The sequence below is a fragment of the Marmoricola endophyticus genome, from assembly GCF_014644415.1.
Taxonomy (GTDB): domain Bacteria; phylum Actinomycetota; class Actinomycetes; order Propionibacteriales; family Nocardioidaceae; genus Marmoricola; species Marmoricola endophyticus.
Genome location: NZ_BMKQ01000001.1, coordinates 2,798,108 through 2,813,682, shown reverse-complemented (window position 1 = coordinate 2,813,682; position 15,575 = coordinate 2,798,108). Strand labels below are relative to the sequence as shown.

Below are 15,575 nucleotides of genomic sequence, written 5' to 3'. Positions count from 1 at the left end.
GCGTGTCGACCAGGTCGGTCGACCGCACGGACCGAGGAGGACCCATGGCCCTGATCCCCACCACCCACCTGAACTTCCGCGGCCAGGCGCGCGAGGCGCTGACCTGGTACCAGCAGGTCGTCGGCGGCGACCTGCTGCTCGTGACGTACGCCGACGCGGCCGCCGGCGCGGCCCTGGCGGGCGACGTCGCCGAGGACGAGCTGAACCAGCTGATCTTCGGCCAGGTCGCGACCGAGAGCGGCTTCCGGATCATGGCGTTCGACGTGCCGGCCGCCCGCCCCTTCGAGCGCGGCGAGAACTCCTTCTTCATCTCGGTGCACGCCACCTCCGAGCAGGAGCTGCGCGCGCTGTGGGACGGGCTCAGCGACGGCGCCGAGGTGCGCACGCCGCTCGGCCCGGCGATGTTCTCCCCGCTCTACGGCATGCTCACCGACCGGTTCGGCGTGGTCTGGGTCGTCGACCTGCAGACCGAGCAGCCCGGGTAGGTTCGCCGCCATGACCTCGGCAGCCCGCGGCGGCACCCGGCGTGCCGCCGCGGTCCTGCTCGCCGGCGGGTCCGGGCGTCGTACCGGCTCCGGGACGAACAAGGCGCTGCTCCCCCTCGGTGGCTGGCCGGCGCTGGCCTGGTCGGTACGCACCGTCCTCGACCTCGCCTCGGTGCACCGCCTGGTGGTCGTCTGCCGGGCGGAGGAGCGTGCGGACGTGGCCGAGGCGCTCGGCCCGCACCTCGGCGACCAGGACGTCTGGCTGGTCGACGGCGGCGCGGAGCGCCAGCACTCAGAGAAGGCCGCACTCGACGTGCTGCGCGCCGACGTGGGGACCGGCGAGGTCGAGCTGGTCGCGATCCACGACACCGCCCGCCCGCTCGCGACGCCGGCACTGTGGGAGCACGTGCTCGCGGCGGCGGCGGAGCACGGCGGGGCGCTGCCCGCACTCGACCTCCCCGGGCTGGTTCCGGCCGACGGCACCACCACCCTGCCGGCGCTGGTCGGCGTGCAGACCCCTCAGGCGTTCCTGGCGCGCGAGCTGCTGCAGGCGTACGACGCCGCCGCCGCGGGCGGGTTCGTCGGCACCGACACCGCCTCGGTGGTGGCCTCCTACTCCGGGCTGACCGTCGTCACCGTCCCGGGCGAGCCGACGAACCTCAAGGTCACCTGGCCCGAGGACCTCGCGGTCGCCGACCGGCTGCTCAGCGACCGGGTGCGCCGCTGAGGCTCTCCAGCAGCTCGACGTCCTCGACCCGGGCGACCCGGGCCGCGGTCGTCGGGGCCTCGAGCCACTCCACGTCGTACGACGCCCCGAGCGCGAGCGCGGAGGCGGCCAGGTCGTCGAGGTCCAGGGGCCGGCCGGGTGCCGGCGCCGCGAGCTGAGCGAGCACGTCGGCCGGGAGCACCAGCGGCGAGACCACCTGCCGCAGGCCCTCGCGGTCGCGGGTGCCGACCACGCGGTCGCCGTCGGTCTCCTTGACGGTGTCGGTCACGGGCCGGTAGGCCACCACGACGCGGCCCGACGCGGCGGCCAGCGCGGCCGCCTCGGCGAGGAACGCGGGCGGGGTCAGCGGGCACAGGGGGTCGTGGACGACCAGCGGGCGACCGGAGTGTCGTACGTCCTCCCACGGCACGGTGAGGTCCACGAGCTCCACCTCGGCCTCACCCATCGCCCAGGCGGCGCACGCCACCAGGGACTCCCCGTGGAGGAGCGCGAAGGGCAGCGACCCGCGCCCGGTGTCCGGTACGACCCCGGCCGGCCGGGGGGTCTCGTCGTACAACCAGGTCCCGTCGGTCACCGGGCCAGCCTAGGACGCAGCACGGGCCCCGACCGTGACGGTCGGGGCCCGTGCTCGTGCTCAAGACGTGCTCAGGAGGCGAGGACCTCGTCGAGCATCGTCTCGGCCTTGTCCTCGTTGGTCTTCTCGGCCAGGGCCAGCTCGGAGACGAGGATCTGGCGCGCCTTGGCCAGCATCCGCTTCTCACCGGCGGACAGCCCGCGGTCGCGCTCACGGCGCCACAGGTCGCGGACGACCTCGGCCACCTTCATCACGTCTCCGGAGTGCAGCTTCTCGAGGTTCGCCTTGTAGCGGCGCGACCAGTTGGTCGGCTCCTCCACCTGCGCGAGCCGGAGCACGTCGAAGACGCGGTCCAGGCCCTCCTTGTCGACGACGTCGCGGACGCCGACCAGGTCGAGGTTGCACGCGGGGACCCGGACGACCAGGTCCTGCTGGGCCACGATCCGTAGGACGAGGTACTGGGTGTCCTCCCCCTTGATCTTTCGCATCTCGATGTTCTCGATGACAGCGGCGCCGTGATTGGGATAGACGACCGTCTCGCCTACGGTGAATGTCATGTGTAGTTGACCCCTTTCGAGGTGACCATCTTAACACGGCTCCCGAGGTCGTCCCGCGGCGTTTGCGCAGGTCAGACCGGGTGCAGAGGGTTGACAGATCCTCGCCGGGTGTGCATCTCGCGGGCTCGTACGTCCGCCTCCCCCGCGCCCGGCGTGTCGATCGGGTCGTCCGGCGGCGGGTCAGGGTCGATACTGCGGGACATGACAGAGGAGCCCGACGCTCGCCCCGGCGTCGATGCCGGGGGGAGCCCATCCAGCACTCCCCCGCCCGCCCCCGACGAGAAGGCGCCGCGCAAGCGCCGGTTCGGCCGGAGGAGGGCCGAGGTGTCCGCGACCGACGCCGACCGGCCCGCGGAGCGGCTCGACGAGGCGCCCGCGGAGACCGCAACGGAGGAGCCGCCCGCCTCGGCGGCGCGTTCCCAGCGCAGCACCGACCGTCGAGCGCGCCGGGAGCTGGCGGTGGCGATGCGCCAGGAGCGTCGCCGCGTCACTCCCGACGACCAGCGCCGAGCCCGGCTCGCCGCGCTCGGCCACCACCCGGGCGTGCTCGGCGGGCAGGCGGGCGTCGCTGCCGAGCCGACCACCGTCGGGGGCAGCGTCCGCGAGGTCCTGACCCAGGTGGCCGGCATCGTCCGGGCGCTGCACCCCCGCGTCGCGGTGGTCGGCGGCCTGATCGTGGGGGTCCTCGCGTACGTCTCCGAGCGGCCGCTGCGCGAGGCGGTCGTCGCCGGTGCGGGCGTGCTGGTGACGTCCGCCGTCCTCGGGCTGGTCAACGACGTCCGCGACCAGGACCGCGACCACGCCAACGGCATCCGCCGCAAGCCGGTCGCGGCCGGGCGGCTGCCCGCGGGCAACGCCAGCTTCGTCGCGGCCTGCCTGACGCTGCTCCTGGTGCCGCTCTCGCTGCAGAACGGCGTCCTCGCGGCCGCCGCGCTCGCCGGCATCCTCGTCTCGGGGCTGCTGTCGAACCTGTGGTTCCGGCGTACGTGGTTGTCCTGGCTGCCGTGGGCGGTCAGCTTCGCGCTGGTGCCGGCGTACCTCTCGTACGGCGGCTGGGGCATCTCCGTCCAGGGCGGTCCGCCGACGCTGTCGGTCACGGTGCTCGCGGCCCTGCTCGGGGTGGCCGTGCACTTCCTCCTGGCGCTGCCGGACCTCGTGGCCGACCGGCGCTCCGGCTTCCGGCACCTGCCGCTGCGGATCGCGCTACGCACCGGCGCGACGGCGCTGCTGCTGGTCAGCATCGTCTTCACCGGTGCGGTCACCCTCGGTCTGGTGGCGGGCACGATCTCGGCCGGCCTGACCCGCTGACCACACCGGCCCGACCGCGGCCGGGTGGCCTACGCTGGACCCGCGCCTCCTGGCGCCAGACGCCGACACTCCCCGAGGAGAACCCGCCGTGCCCCACCACCTCCGGTTCCCCCTCCGTCGCCGGGTGGCCACGGCCGCCCTGGTGCTGCTGGCCCCGGTCGCCGCCGGGTGCGGCTTCGACGTGCAGACCGACGCGGCGTACCAGCCGGCCCAGGGCTCCAACGAGCGCGTCGGCCAGGTGGACGTGCTGGGCGCCGTCGTCGTGTCGGACGCCAAGGGCAGCGGTCGGCTGATCGCGACCTTCGTCAACCGCGGCGGCCGGCCCGCCAGCCTCACCGGGATCACGGGGCGCAACGTGTCGATCACCGGTCCGAGCAGCATCGCGATCCCGTCGTACAACGCCGGGTTCACCAACCTCGCCGACTCCGACGAGCAGCCGATCGTCGTGAGCAACGCCGACGTCGACGCCGGCTACTACGTGCGGATGCGCTTCTCCTTCTCCGGCAGCGACGCGGTGACCCTCAACGTCCCCGTCGTCGCCGCGGACGGCCCGTACGCCGGCCTCGCGCCCGGCCAGTCCGAGAGCGGTACCGGGTCCTCGGCGGGCGACGAGGTCGCCGCGACCGGTTCCCAGGGCGCCTTCGGCGGCGATGCCGCCACCGACGAGGACCCGGTCAACAGCGACGGGACCTCCGCGGAGGTGGGCGGCCAGTGACGCACACCCTCGTCCTGCTCCGCCACGGCGAGAGCGAGTGGAACGCGAAGAACCTGTTCACCGGCTGGGTGGACGTCGCGCTGACCGACCAGGGCCGCAGCGAGGCGACCCGCGGTGGCCGACAGCTCGTCGAGGCCGGGATCCTGCCCGACGTCGTGCACACCTCGCTGCTGCGGCGCGCGATCACGACCTGCCACCTCGCGCTGGACGAGGCCGACCGGCACTGGATCCCGGTGCGCCGCTCCTGGCGGCTCAACGAGCGGCACTACGGCGCGCTGCAGGGCAAGGACAAGAAGCAGACGAAGGACGAGTACGGCGAGGAGCAGTTCATGCTCTGGCGCCGCTCCTTCGACGTGCCGCCCCCGCCGATCGACCCCGACGACCAGTACTCCCAGGCCGGGGACCCGCGCTACGCCGACCTCGGCGCGGAGATGCCGGCCACCGAGTGCCTGAAGGACGTCATCGCGCGGATGCTGCCGTACTGGGAGTCGGCCGTGGTGCCGGACCTGCAGGCGGGCAACGTCGTCCTGATCGCCGCGCACGGCAACAGCCTGCGTGCGATCGTGAAGCACCTCGACGGGATCAGCGACGAGGACATCGCCGGGCTGAACATCCCCACCGGCATGCCGCTGGTCTACGAGCTGGACGACCAGATGCGGCCCACGACGCCGGGCGGCCGCTACCTGGACCCCGAGGCCGCGGCCGACGCCGCCGCCGCCGTGGCCAACCAGGGACGGTAGCGAGCGAGGCCGCGCCAGCGGACTCGCTGGTGGTGGTTGAGCAGCGAGCGAGGCCGCGCCAGCGGACTCGCTGAGGGTGGTTGAGCAGCGAGTCCGACCGAGGAACGAGGTCGGAACCGAGCGTGTCGAAACCCCGGCCAGCTCGACGAAGGCCCGCTCGCCCCGTCGATCTCGGGACCGAGCGTGTCGAAACCCCCAGCACGCACTGGTGCGACACCGACCCCACCCGCGAGCCGAACGCGGCAGGCGTACGTCCCGGGCAGTCGTGACCTCGCGAGCCTCAGACGGCGGCCGGCATGTCGCCGGTGACGAGGAAGACCACGCGCCGGGCGATGGACACGGCGTGGTCGGCGATGCGCTCGTAGTAGCGGCCGAGAAGGGCGACGTCGACGGCGGCCTCGACGCCGTCCTTCCAGTCCGAGCCGAGGAGCTCGCGGAAGCTCGTGCGGCGCAGCTTGTCCATCTCCTCGTCGGCCTCCTCGAGCGCCTTCGCGGCCTCGACGTCCCGGTCACCGATGATCCGCTCGACCTGGCCCACCATCACGGCCGCGATCGTCGCCATCCGCGAGATCGTGGGCTCGACGCGGGTCGGCACCGCGATCTCGGGGACCCGGAGGCGGGCGATCTTCGCGACGTGCACGGACAGGTCGCCCATCCGCTCGAGCTCGCTGACCATCCGCATCGCGGCGATCACCATCCGCAGGTCGCCGGCGACCGGTGCCTGTAGGGAGAGGATCTCGAAGGCCTTCTGCTCGATGTCCTCGCGGAACTGGTCGACCTTGGTGTCGTCGGAGATGACGGCCTCGGCCGTGGCCGCGTCACCTTCGAGCAGGGCGTGGGTCGAGCGGGACACCGCATCGAGGACCAGCCGGGACATGGAGACCAGATCGGTGCGGATCGAGTCGAGCTGATCGGCGTAGGCGTCGCGCATGCGGGCAGCGTAGGCGCGTGGAGGTGACGCCCGGACGACGTTCGGTGAACGCGCGGTGAACTCGGTGCCACCAACAGCGTCGCGGGCGAGGAGCACCTGTACGGATGCGTACCATCGCCCGTGTGGGCGACGGTCTGCACTCCTTCCTGCTCGTCCTGCTCGGCGTGGTGCTGGGCGGGTCGGCAGTGCTCGCGTGGCGGATCAGTGAGATCCAGCAGGCGCGGGCTCGGGCCGCGCCCCCTCCCACGCTCCCCGAGGGGGTGACCGGGGTGCTCTCCGTCCTGCGCAGCAGCGCTCTGGTCGTCGACAGCGACGACCGGGTGCGGAAGGCGACCGCGCCGACGTACGCGATGGGTGTGCTCGAGGGCGACCAGATCGCCGACGAGAGGTTGCGCGAGGAGGTCCGCGCCGTCCGTCGCGACGGGCAGATCCGTGAGCTGGAGCTGCAGCACCCTCGACCCGGCGAGGGGCCGGCCCGGACGCTGGCGGTCCGGATCGCCCCACTCGGGGTACGTCTGGTCCTGGTGCTGCTCGAGGACCGCACCCGCGAGCGGCGGGTCGAGGCGATCCGGCGTGACTTCGTGGCCAACGTCAGCCACGAGCTGAAGACTCCGGTCGGAGCCATCCGGCTGCTCAGCGAGGCCGTCGAGGAGGCCGCCGACGACCCCGAGGCCGTGCAGCGGTTCGCCTCGCGGATGGGTGTGGAGAGCCAGCGGCTGGGGCGCCTGGTGCAGCAGATCATCGAGCTGTCCCGGCTGCAGGACGACGACCCCATCGAGGCGTTGTCCAGCGTCGACCTCGACGCGGTGATCGACCGGGTGATCGACGAGAACGCCACCGACGCCGCCGACAAGCAGATCGCCGTGGTCCGCGACGGCGACGCCGACGTCGCGCTGCTCGGCAACACCGAGCAGGTCGCCCTCGCGCTCGGGAACCTCGTCGCCAACGCGATCGGCTACTCCCCCGACAGCTCGCGGGTGGTCATCCACGTGACCGCACGGTCCGGCGACGTCGACATCGCGGTCACCGACCAGGGCATCGGCATCCCGGCGCCCGAGATCGACCGGATCTTCGAGCGGTTCTACCGCGTCGACCCCGCGCGCCACCGGTCCACCGGCGGCACGGGTCTGGGGCTCTCGATCGTCAAGCACGTCGTCGCCTCGCACGGCGGCGAGGTGAAGGTGTGGTCGGTCGAGGGGGCCGGCTCGACGTTCACCCTCACGCTGCCGCGCAAGCAGGCGGCCGCACGGCGCACGTCGTACGACGACATCGACCTCGACGAGGACCTCGAGGACGGGCCCGTGGAGGGTCTGCCCGAGACCGAAGAACGACGGCCGGCCACGGTGGCCGGCCGCCCGAGACAGGAGGAACGCCGGTGACGCGAGTCCTGGTGGTGGAGGACGAGGAGAGCTACTCCGACGCCCTCTCCTATATGCTGCGCAAGGAGGGGTTCGAGGTCGCGATCGCGGTCACGGGCACCGACGCCGTAGCGGAGTTCGACCGGGCCGGCGCCGACCTGGTGCTGCTCGACCTGATGCTGCCCGGGATACCCGGCACCGAGGTGTGCCGGCAGATCCGTCAGACCTCGAACGTGCCGGTGATCATGGTGTCGGCCAAGGACGACGAGGTGGACAAGGTCGTGGGGCTCGAGCTGGGCGCGGACGACTACGTCACCAAGCCGTACTCCCCCCGCGAGCTGGTCGCCCGGATCCGCGCGGTCCTGCGGCGCGGCGTCGAGCCGGACCCGGAGCCGAGCGCGCTCGAGGCCGGCCCGGTGCGGATGGACGTCGAGCGGCACGTGGTGACCGTCAACGGCACCGACACCAGGCTGCCGCTCAAGGAGTTCGAGCTCCTGGAGATGTTCCTGCGGAACCCGGGCCGGGTCCTGACCCGGGGGCAGCTCATCGACCGGGTCTGGGGCTCCGACTACGTCGGGGACACCAAGACCCTCGACGTCCACGTCAAGCGGCTGCGTACCAAGCTCGAGCCCGACCCCGCCGAGCCGAAGTACCTCGTCACCGTCCGTGGGCTGGGCTACAAGCTCGAACTCTGAGCGCGGCACCTGCACCGCTGAGTGGTGCCTCCCACCGGGTCGAGTGGTGGGTTGTGCGATCGGCACCTGCAGAACCGACCACTCGTACCGGCGGAAGGCACCATTCAAGCCAGGAGAAGTGAGTACTCGACGGGCAGGTGAGGCGCGCTGCCGTCGACCGGGTCAGCTGGTCTCGAGCCAGCCGCGGAAGGCCTCGAGGTTGGCGGTGGACTCGCCGTTGGCACGGCGCCAGTCCCACTCCTTGCGGATCGCGGACGCGAAGCCGAGCTCGAGGATGGTGTTGAACGACTCGTCGGCGTACGACAGCACCGAGCCGAGCAGCCGGTCGACCTCGTCCGGGGTGACGACGCCGAGCGGGAGGCGGGAGTCGAGGAAGATGTCGCCGTGGTGGTCGACGGCGAAGGCCATCGCGAACATCTTCAGGTTGCGCTCCAGCAGCCAGCGGTAGACCACCTCGTGGTTCTCGTCGGGACGACGGCACACGAAGGCGTGCACGGCGAGCGCGTGGCTGCCGACCTGGAGCCGGACCGGGGTCTTCAGCTTCCGCTCCCCGGGGAGTACGACGTCGAACGTCCCGCCGCTCGGCTCCTCCCAGTCGATCCCGCCCTGGTCCAGCGCCGCCCGGATCACCTCCGCGGCAGCCAGGGCGTCGGCCGGCAGGTCCTGCTCCAGTGGCTCGCTCACCGCACCATCCTCAGGCACGAGGCACCAGGTCCTCACGGCGGCGCAGCGCGGCGGTCCGGTACGCCGCCAGCGTGCGGTCCGCCGTACGGTCCCAGCTGAACCGGGAAGCACTGCGTACCGCCCCGTCCGCCAGCCGCTCGCGCAAAGCAAGATCGGCGACGATGCGGCCCAGGGCAGCGGCGTAGTCGACCGGGTCGTGGCCAGGCACCAGGAGCCCCGACTCCTCATGTCGTACGACGGTGGGGAGCCCGCCGACCGCGGCCGCGACCACGGGGGTCCCCACCGCCTGCGCCTCGGCGGCGACCAGGCCGAACGACTCGTTGTACGAGGGCACGCAGACCGCGTCGGCGGCGGCGTACCAGTCGACCAGCTCGCGCCGCTCGACCGGTGGGACGAACCGGACCGCGTCGCCCAGGCCGAGGTCGGCCGCGAGGTCGACCAGGGCGGTGGGCCGCTCCAGCCCGCTGCCGGACGGACCACCCACGACGGCGACCTCGAGCCGCCCCGCGAGCGTGGGGTCGCGCCGAAGCATCTCGGCCGCGGCGCGCAGCAGGATGTCGGGAGCCTTGAGCGGCTGGATCCGGCCGACGAAGACGAGCAGGTGCTTGTCGGGCGCGATACCGAGGCGGGCGCGCGCGGCGGTGCGGTCGGTCGCCGTGAACAGCTCGAGGTCGACTCCGGGTGCGACGACCTCGATGCGGTCCGGCTCGGCCCCGTAGTGCTCGACCAGCTCGCGCGCCTCGTCGTCGGTGTTGGCGATCAGGAGGTCGGCCGCGGCGACGACCTGCTCCTCGCCGATCACCCGGACCGCGGGCTCCGGCGGGTCCCCGTCGGCCAGCGCGGCGTTCTTGACCTTGGCCATCGTGTGCATCGAGTGCACGAGCGGGACGCCCCAGCGATCGCGCGCGAGCGCCCCGACCTGGCCGGAGAGCCAGTAGTGGCTGTGGACGGCGTCGTACCAGCCGGGCTCGTGGCTGGCCTCGGTCCGCAGCACCTCACGGGAGAACGCACACAGCTGGGCGGGCAGGTCCGCCTTGTCCAGCCCTTCGAACGGTCCGGCGGTGACGTGCTGGACGCGTACGCCGTCCTCGGCCTGCACCAGCGGCTCCAGCTCCGAGGAGGTGGCCCGGGTGAAGACGTCGACCTCGACGCCGCGTCGGGCCAGTCGACGCGCGAGCTCGACGACGTACACGTTCATGCCGCCCGCGTCGCCGGTGCCGGGACGGTCCAGCGGCGAGGTGTGCACGCTGACCATGGCCACGCGGCGCAGAGGGCGTTCCACGCCGTGCACGACACTCATCCGCCGGCCTCCTGTCCACACTGCTGCCCGGGTCAACCCGCGCCTCCGGCACCCTATTCCGACCCGAGGTGACGGCCTTCACCCCGGCGGAGGGTGCACGAGGGTGCGTAGGGTCGTCGTATGACCACGAGCCGAGGACCCGGACTGCGGCACGCGCTACTCCACGACGCGGACTGCGGCTTCTGCGTGCGCTCGGCCCGATGGGTGCAGCGGCTCGGGTGCGACGTCGAGATGGTCGCCTGGCAGGACTTCGACGAGCTGGCGGCGTACGCCATCACGCCGGAGGCCGCCCACGCCGAGATCCACCTCGTCGACGGCGACCGGGTGCTGCGCGGGCACGAGGCGATCGCTGGCGCGCTGCGCCGGTCGTCGTACGCCGTGGTGCGTGCGGCGGGTGCCGTCCTCGGCTCGCGGGCGGTGCGCCCGGTCGCGTCCAGGTCCTACACGTGGGTCGCCGCGCACAGGCAGTCGCTGCCGGGCGGTACGGCGACCTGCTCGCTCGAGGAGAGGAAGGCGTCATGACACGACTCGCCGTGGTCACCGGAGCCAGCTCGGGGATCGGCGCGGCCACCGCGCGGGCCCTGGCGGGGGACGGCTTCGAGGTGGTCTGCGCGGCACGGCGCGAGGACCGCGTACGCGCACTCGCCGAGGAGATCGGCGGCCGCGCCGTCGCGTGCGACGTCACCGACGCCGAGGACGTGGCGGCCCTGGCCGACGCCGTCGGCGGCTCTCTCGACGTCCTCGTCAACAACGCCGGCGGCGCCTTCGACCAGGCGACGGTGGCGGAGGCCGACATCGACACCTGGCGTGCGATGTACGAGGTCAACGTCCTCGGCACCGTGCGCGTCACCCAGGCGCTGCTGCCGGCGCTGATCGCCTCGGGCAACGGCCTGGTCGTGCAGACCGGGTCGACGGCCGGGCGCGTGGCGTACGAGGGTGGCGGCGGCTACACCGCTGCCAAGCACGGCGTGAACGTCGTCAACGAGACGCTGCGCTTGGAGCTGGTCGACCAGCCGGTCCGGTTCACCGAGATCGCGCCCGGGATGGTGCGGACCGAGGAGTTCAGCAAGGTGCGCTTCGGCGGCGACCAGGACAAGTACGACGCGGTGTACGCCGGTGTCGCCGAGCCGCTGGTCGCCGAGGACGTCGCCGAGGCGATCCGCTGGGTCACCTCGCTGCCGCACCACGTCAGCATCGACGAGCTCGTCATGCGCCCGAAGGCGCAGGCCGCCCAGCACAAGGTGCACCGGGTCGGGGTCTAGCCCGCGCGCCCTCTCCCCGGGGTGAGCGGTCTCGACAACCGCACCCCCGCTGTCGCGCGCACCTCACCGGCTCTCGACGTCGGTCGGCGCTGGCGCGCCTCACGGCTCGACCACCTCAGGGCCGGTCTCGACGTGCAGGTGAGACCGCTCAACCGTGCAGGAGCGTCCGGAACCGGGCGAGGAGGTCCATGATCGCGGCGCGGGAGGACTCGGCGAGGAAGTCGAAGTTCACGAAGCCGTGGATCTGGCCGTCGTACCGCTTCGCGTCGACGGGTACGCCGGCGTCGGCCAGCGCGGCGGCGTAGGCCTCGCCCTCGTCGCGCAGCGGGTCCATCTCGGCGGTCGCGACGACGGCCGGGGCGAGGCCCGCGAGGTCGCCGTGCAGCGGCGCCATCAGCGGGTCCGTGCGGGTCTCCTCGTCGATGCCGGCGGCGTAGTGGCCCTGGAACCACGCCATCCCCGCCAGGTCGAGGAAGTAGCCCGACCCGTTCTCCTCGCGAGAGGCCCACTCGCCGTACGGGTCGACGACGGGGTAGATCAGCAGCTGGGCCTGCAGTCGCAGGTCGCGGCACTGCTGGGCCACGACCGCGGAGAGGTTCCCGCCGGCGCTGTCGCCGCCGACGGCCAGCCGGTCGTCGCCGCCGTACGACTCCCGCCGCGCGGCCACCTCGCGCATCGCCCGCACCGCCGTCTCGGGTGCGGCCGGGAACGGGTGCTCGGGCGCGAGCGGGTAGTCCACCGCGACGACGGTCGCCCAGCACTCACGTGCGAGCAGCCGGCAGATCGCGTCGTGCGTGTCCAGGTCGCCCACCACGAAACCGCCACCGTGCAGGAACAGCATCGTCGGCATCGGACCGGTGGCGCCCTCGGGCCGGTAGACCCGGGCCGGACACCCGGCGACCTCGTCGGGCGCGGTCTCGACACCGCCGACCTCCTGGTCGGGCCGGCGCAGCTGCTCGGTCATCCCGATCATCTCGCGCGCCTCCTGCGGCGTCCCGTCCTGGATCGGACGCGCCTCGGGCGCGGCCATGGCGTCGAGCAGCGGCTGGAGGTCGGGGGCGACTGGCATGCCCGCAGTGTGTCACCCGTCACGGACACCGACCGGCAGGGCGCCGCAGGACCCGCGGCGGGCGGGGCACCCGCGCCCACGCGATAGGCTGGGCCGGGCTGCGCAGGCCGAGGACCGGCCTCGCGCGCCCCGCCGTACGAGCGACACTGCCGCACGGCCCGCCCTCGTCGTACCCCTCTCGCCCGCCCGAGGTGGGAGACCGAAAGGCCTGCACGCACATGACTCTCCGCTCCGACCTGCGCAACGTCGCGATCGTGGCCCACGTCGACCACGGCAAGACGACCCTCGTGGACGCGATGCTCTGGCAAGGAGGCGCGTTCGGCGAGCACCAGCACGTCGACGAGCGGGCGATGGACTCCGGTGACCTCGAGCGCGAGAAGGGCATCACGATCCTCGCGAAGAACACCGCCATCCACTACGCCGGCCCGTCGGCCGGTGGCGAGCCGATGACGATCAACATCATCGACACCCCCGGGCACGCCGACTTCGGCGGCGAGGTCGAGCGCGGGCTGTCGATGGTCGACGGGATCGTGCTGCTGGTCGACGCCTCCGAGGGACCGCTGCCGCAGACCCGCTTCGTGCTGCGCAAGGCGCTCAACGCCAAGCTGCCGGTCATCCTCGTCGTGAACAAGGTCGACCGCGCGGACGCGCGGATCTCCGAGGTCGTCGACGAGACGTACGAGCTGTTCATGGACCTGCTCGACGACTCCCACGACCAGGATGCGCTGGACTTCCCGGTCGTGTACGCCAGCGCCAAGGCCGGCAAGGCGTCGCTGGAGGTCCCGGACAACGGTGGCCTGCCCGACTCGCCCGACCTGGAGCCGCTGTTCCGTACGATCCTGGAGACGATCCCGGCTCCGGAGTACACGGACGAAGCGCCGCTGCAGGCGCACGTGACGAACCTCGACGCCAGCCCGTTCCTGGGCCGGATCGCGCTCGTACGCGTCCACGAGGGCACCCTGCGCAAGAACCAGACCGTCGCCTGGATGCGCACCGACGGCACCACCAAGAACGTCCGCGTCACCGAGCTGCTGATGACCGAGGCGCTGGAGCGCAAGCCGGCCGAGTCGGCGGGCCCCGGCGACATCGCCGCGATCGCCGGCATCCCCGACATCATGATCGGCGAGACGCTCGCCGATCCGGAGAACCCGGTCGCCCTGCCGGTGATCACGGTCGACGAGCCGGCCATCTCGATGACGATCGGCACCAACACCTCGCCGCTGGCCGGGCGCGGTCCGACGAAGAACACCAAGGTCACCGCGCGGCTGGTCAAGGACCGCCTGGACTCCGAGCTGGTCGGCAACGTCTCGCTGCGCGTCCTGCCGACCCAGCGCCCGGACGCCTGGGAGGTCCAGGGCCGCGGCGAGCTGGCGCTGGCGATCCTCGTCGAGCAGATGCGCCGCGAGGGCTTCGAGCTGACCGTCGGCAAGCCGCAGGTCGTCACCCGCGAGGTCGACGGCAAGGTCCACGAGCCGGTGGAGCGGTTGACCGTCGACGCCCCCGAGGAGTTCCTCGGCGCGATCACCCAGCTGCTGGCGCTGCGCAAGGGCCGCATGGAGCAGATGACCAACCACGGGACCGGATGGGTGCGGATGGAGTTCCTCGTCCCGGCACGCGGGCTGATCGGCTTCCGCACCGAGTTCCTCACCGAGACCCGCGGGTCCGGCATCGCCCACCAGGTCTTCGAGGGGTACGAGCCCTGGGCCGGCGAGATCCGCTCGCGGCAGCAGGGCTCGCTGGTCGCCGACCGCGCGGGCGCGGCGACGTCGTACGCCATGACGAACCTGCAGGAGCGCGGCACGATGTTCCTCGAGCCGACCACCGAGGTCTACGAGGGCATGATCGTCGGCGAGAACTCTCGCGCCGACGACATGGACGTCAACATCACCAAGGAGAAGAAGCAGACCAACGTCCGCTCCTCCACCTCCGACAACTTCGAGAAGCTGATCCCGCCGAAGAAGCTCTCCCTCGAGCAGTCCCTGGAGTTCTGCCGCGAGGACGAGTGCGTCGAGGTCACCCCCGACGCCGTACGGATCCGCAAGGTCGACCTGATGGCCAGCGACCGCGCGAAGACCGCGGCCCGGGCGCGCAAGGGCTGAGCGGACGATCGGGGACACTGGGCCGGTGCGCACCGGCCTGTCCTCGCGCTACCTGGAGCTGGACGGGCTCCGGGGGATAGCCGCCGGGTCGGTGGTGCTCTACCACCTGTTCCACCTGTACGACGTGTACTTCGACCCGGCCGGCGACCGCCCCGTCGTGGAGTTCTCCCTCGGCTTCTACGGCGTGCACCTGTTCTTCCTGATCAGCGGGTACGTCATCCTGCTGACCGCGCAGCGCGGGGACGCCGTGGACTTCGCGGTGTCCCGGGTGAGCCGGCTCTACCCGACGTACTGGGCCTGCCTGACGCTGTCGTGGGTGGTGGTGCTGGTCGCCGGCGTCGGCGGGCTGTTCCGGAGCCCGCTGGAGATCGCGGTCAACTACTCGATGGTGCAGCGGCTGGTCGGGGTGCGCAGCGTCGACGGCGCCTACTGGTCGCTGTCGGTGGAGATCGTCTTCTACGCCCTGGTCTTCGTGCTGCTGGCCTGGCTGGGCACGCTCACCGCCGGCACCGTCCGACGGGTCGTGGTCGGCTGGCTGGCCCTCAGCGTGCTCGTCGCGGCCGCGTCGCGCGCGCTGCCCGGGTCCCGGCTGCTCGACCTCGTCCAGGTCGTCACCGTCACCGAGTACGCCGCGCTGTTCAGCACGGGGATGCTCCTGCTCCTGAGCAGGCGCAGCGGCCGGGTCGAGCCGCTGACGGCACTCAGCGTCGTCGTCGGCTTCGCGGTCACCTGGTCGCTGCAGGGGCTGTCGGCCGCGCTCGTCGTCACCGCCCTCTCCCTGGCCTTCGCCGCGGTCGTGCTGGTCCCGGGCGTTCCGGTGCTGCGCTGGCGGCCGCTGGTCCTCCTCGGTGAGATCAGCTTCCCGCTCTACCTCGTCCACCAGAACGTCGGCTACGTCGTCCTCGAGCGGCTGGTCGGGCACGTGGACCGGACCCTGGCCTCGGTCCTCGCCGTGCTCGTGGTGCTGGTGCTGGCCTGGGGCGTTCACCACGTCGTCGAGGTGCCGGCGAGCCGGTGGGTACGCCGCTCGCTGCGAGCGGTGCTGCGGCGCGACGCGGCACCGGCCTGAGC

17 protein-coding genes are annotated in these 15,575 nt (G+C 72.5%); 11 read left to right on the top strand and 6 right to left on the bottom strand.

Translation table 11 applies throughout. The annotated features are described in order from the left end of the window. Nucleotides 1–44 precede the first annotated feature (44 nt). On the top strand, nt 45–485 hold the full coding sequence (locus IEX42_RS13790; protein WP_188780292.1) for a VOC family protein: 441 nt from the start codon (nt 45–47) through the stop codon (nt 483–485). Between the two features lie 10 nt (nt 486–495). Then, complete coding sequence (locus IEX42_RS13785; RefSeq protein WP_188780291.1) at nt 496–1,212, top strand: IspD/TarI family cytidylyltransferase; 717 nt, start codon at nt 496–498, stop codon at nt 1,210–1,212. On the opposite strand, the gene IEX42_RS13780 is transcribed toward IEX42_RS13785, so the two are convergent. Together IEX42_RS13780 and IEX42_RS13775 are read right to left on the bottom strand one after the other, a co-directional pair. Continuing rightward, nucleotides 1,190–1,786: a 2-C-methyl-D-erythritol 4-phosphate cytidylyltransferase gene (locus tag IEX42_RS13780; RefSeq protein WP_229660862.1), complete on the bottom strand. Its 597-nt coding sequence runs from the start codon at nt 1,784–1,786 to the stop codon at nt 1,190–1,192. The genes IEX42_RS13785 and IEX42_RS13780 overlap by 23 nt on opposite strands. A 71-nt stretch (nt 1,787–1,857) precedes the next feature. Further along, nucleotides 1,858–2,343, bottom strand: coding sequence for a CarD family transcriptional regulator (locus IEX42_RS13775; protein WP_188780290.1), 486 nt, complete (start codon nt 2,341–2,343; stop codon nt 1,858–1,860). Between the two features lie 201 nt (nt 2,344–2,544). Here IEX42_RS13775 and IEX42_RS13770 point away from each other — a divergent pair, with 201 nt between their 5' ends. The 3 genes from IEX42_RS13770 to IEX42_RS13760 all read left to right on the top strand — a co-directional run bounded on the left by IEX42_RS13770 (nt 2,545) and on the right by IEX42_RS13760 (nt 5,106). Beyond that, complete coding sequence (locus IEX42_RS13770; RefSeq protein ID WP_188780289.1) at nt 2,545–3,651, top strand: UbiA family prenyltransferase; 1,107 nt, start codon at nt 2,545–2,547, stop codon at nt 3,649–3,651. 88 nt (nt 3,652–3,739) lie between these two features. Continuing rightward, nucleotides 3,740–4,366: a hypothetical protein gene (locus IEX42_RS13765; RefSeq protein WP_188780288.1), complete on the top strand. Its 627-nt coding sequence runs from the start codon at nt 3,740–3,742 to the stop codon at nt 4,364–4,366. Next, nucleotides 4,363–5,106, top strand: a complete 744-nt coding sequence (locus tag IEX42_RS13760; RefSeq protein ID WP_188780287.1) for a phosphoglyceromutase — start codon at nt 4,363–4,365, stop codon at nt 5,104–5,106. Before IEX42_RS13765 ends, IEX42_RS13760 begins: the two co-directional genes overlap by 4 nt. 280 nt (nt 5,107–5,386) lie before the next feature. On the opposite strand, the gene phoU is transcribed toward IEX42_RS13760, so the two are convergent. Continuing rightward, a complete protein-coding gene (phoU, locus tag IEX42_RS13755; protein ID WP_188780286.1) occupies nt 5,387–6,037 on the bottom strand; it encodes a phosphate signaling complex protein PhoU in 651 nt (216 codons plus the stop codon). A gap of 104 nt (nt 6,038–6,141) precedes the next feature. Between phoU and IEX42_RS13750 the strand changes: the two genes are divergently transcribed. Both IEX42_RS13750 and IEX42_RS13745 read left to right on the top strand, forming a co-directional pair. Beyond that, nucleotides 6,142–7,416 (top strand): sensor histidine kinase, encoded by a 1,275-nt coding sequence (locus tag IEX42_RS13750; protein ID WP_188780285.1) that lies wholly within the window; start codon nt 6,142–6,144, stop codon nt 7,414–7,416. Further along, nucleotides 7,413–8,090: a response regulator gene (locus tag IEX42_RS13745; RefSeq protein ID WP_188780284.1), complete on the top strand. Its 678-nt coding sequence runs from the start codon at nt 7,413–7,415 to the stop codon at nt 8,088–8,090. Before IEX42_RS13750 ends, IEX42_RS13745 begins: the two co-directional genes overlap by 4 nt. 162 nt (nt 8,091–8,252) lie before the next feature. Here the strand turns inward: IEX42_RS13745 and IEX42_RS13740 are convergent, their stop codons facing one another. After that, the gene (locus IEX42_RS13740; RefSeq protein WP_229660861.1) at nt 8,253–8,774 is read right to left on the bottom strand and encodes a type III secretion system chaperone family protein; all 522 of its coding nucleotides are present in this window, start codon (nt 8,772–8,774) and stop codon (nt 8,253–8,255) included. A 10-nt stretch (nt 8,775–8,784) separates the two neighbouring features. Beyond that, a complete protein-coding gene (mshA, locus tag IEX42_RS13735) occupies nt 8,785–10,074 on the bottom strand; it encodes a D-inositol-3-phosphate glycosyltransferase (RefSeq protein WP_188780283.1) in 1,290 nt (429 codons plus the stop codon). Between the two features lie 120 nt (nt 10,075–10,194). Between mshA and IEX42_RS13730 the strand changes: the two genes are divergently transcribed. Both IEX42_RS13730 and IEX42_RS13725 read left to right on the top strand, forming a co-directional pair. Beyond that, complete coding sequence (locus tag IEX42_RS13730) at nt 10,195–10,596, top strand: thiol-disulfide oxidoreductase DCC family protein (protein WP_188780282.1); 402 nt, start codon at nt 10,195–10,197, stop codon at nt 10,594–10,596. Further along, entirely contained in the window at nt 10,593–11,336 is a 744-nt protein-coding gene (locus IEX42_RS13725; RefSeq protein ID WP_188780281.1) for an SDR family oxidoreductase, read from the top strand. Before IEX42_RS13730 ends, IEX42_RS13725 begins: the two co-directional genes overlap by 4 nt. A gap of 148 nt (nt 11,337–11,484) precedes the next feature. Here the strand turns inward: IEX42_RS13725 and IEX42_RS13720 are convergent, their stop codons facing one another. Continuing rightward, complete coding sequence (locus tag IEX42_RS13720; RefSeq protein ID WP_188780280.1) at nt 11,485–12,405, bottom strand: alpha/beta hydrolase; 921 nt, start codon at nt 12,403–12,405, stop codon at nt 11,485–11,487. Nucleotides 12,406–12,623: 218 nt separating this feature from the next. Here IEX42_RS13720 and typA point away from each other — a divergent pair, with 218 nt between their 5' ends. Both typA and IEX42_RS13710 read left to right on the top strand, forming a co-directional pair. Further along, nucleotides 12,624–14,504: a translational GTPase TypA gene (gene typA, locus IEX42_RS13715; protein ID WP_188780279.1), complete on the top strand. Its 1,881-nt coding sequence runs from the start codon at nt 12,624–12,626 to the stop codon at nt 14,502–14,504. A gap of 25 nt (nt 14,505–14,529) precedes the next feature. Next, complete coding sequence (locus IEX42_RS13710) at nt 14,530–15,573, top strand: acyltransferase family protein (RefSeq protein WP_188780278.1); 1,044 nt, start codon at nt 14,530–14,532, stop codon at nt 15,571–15,573. Nucleotides 15,574–15,575 lie beyond the last annotated feature (2 nt).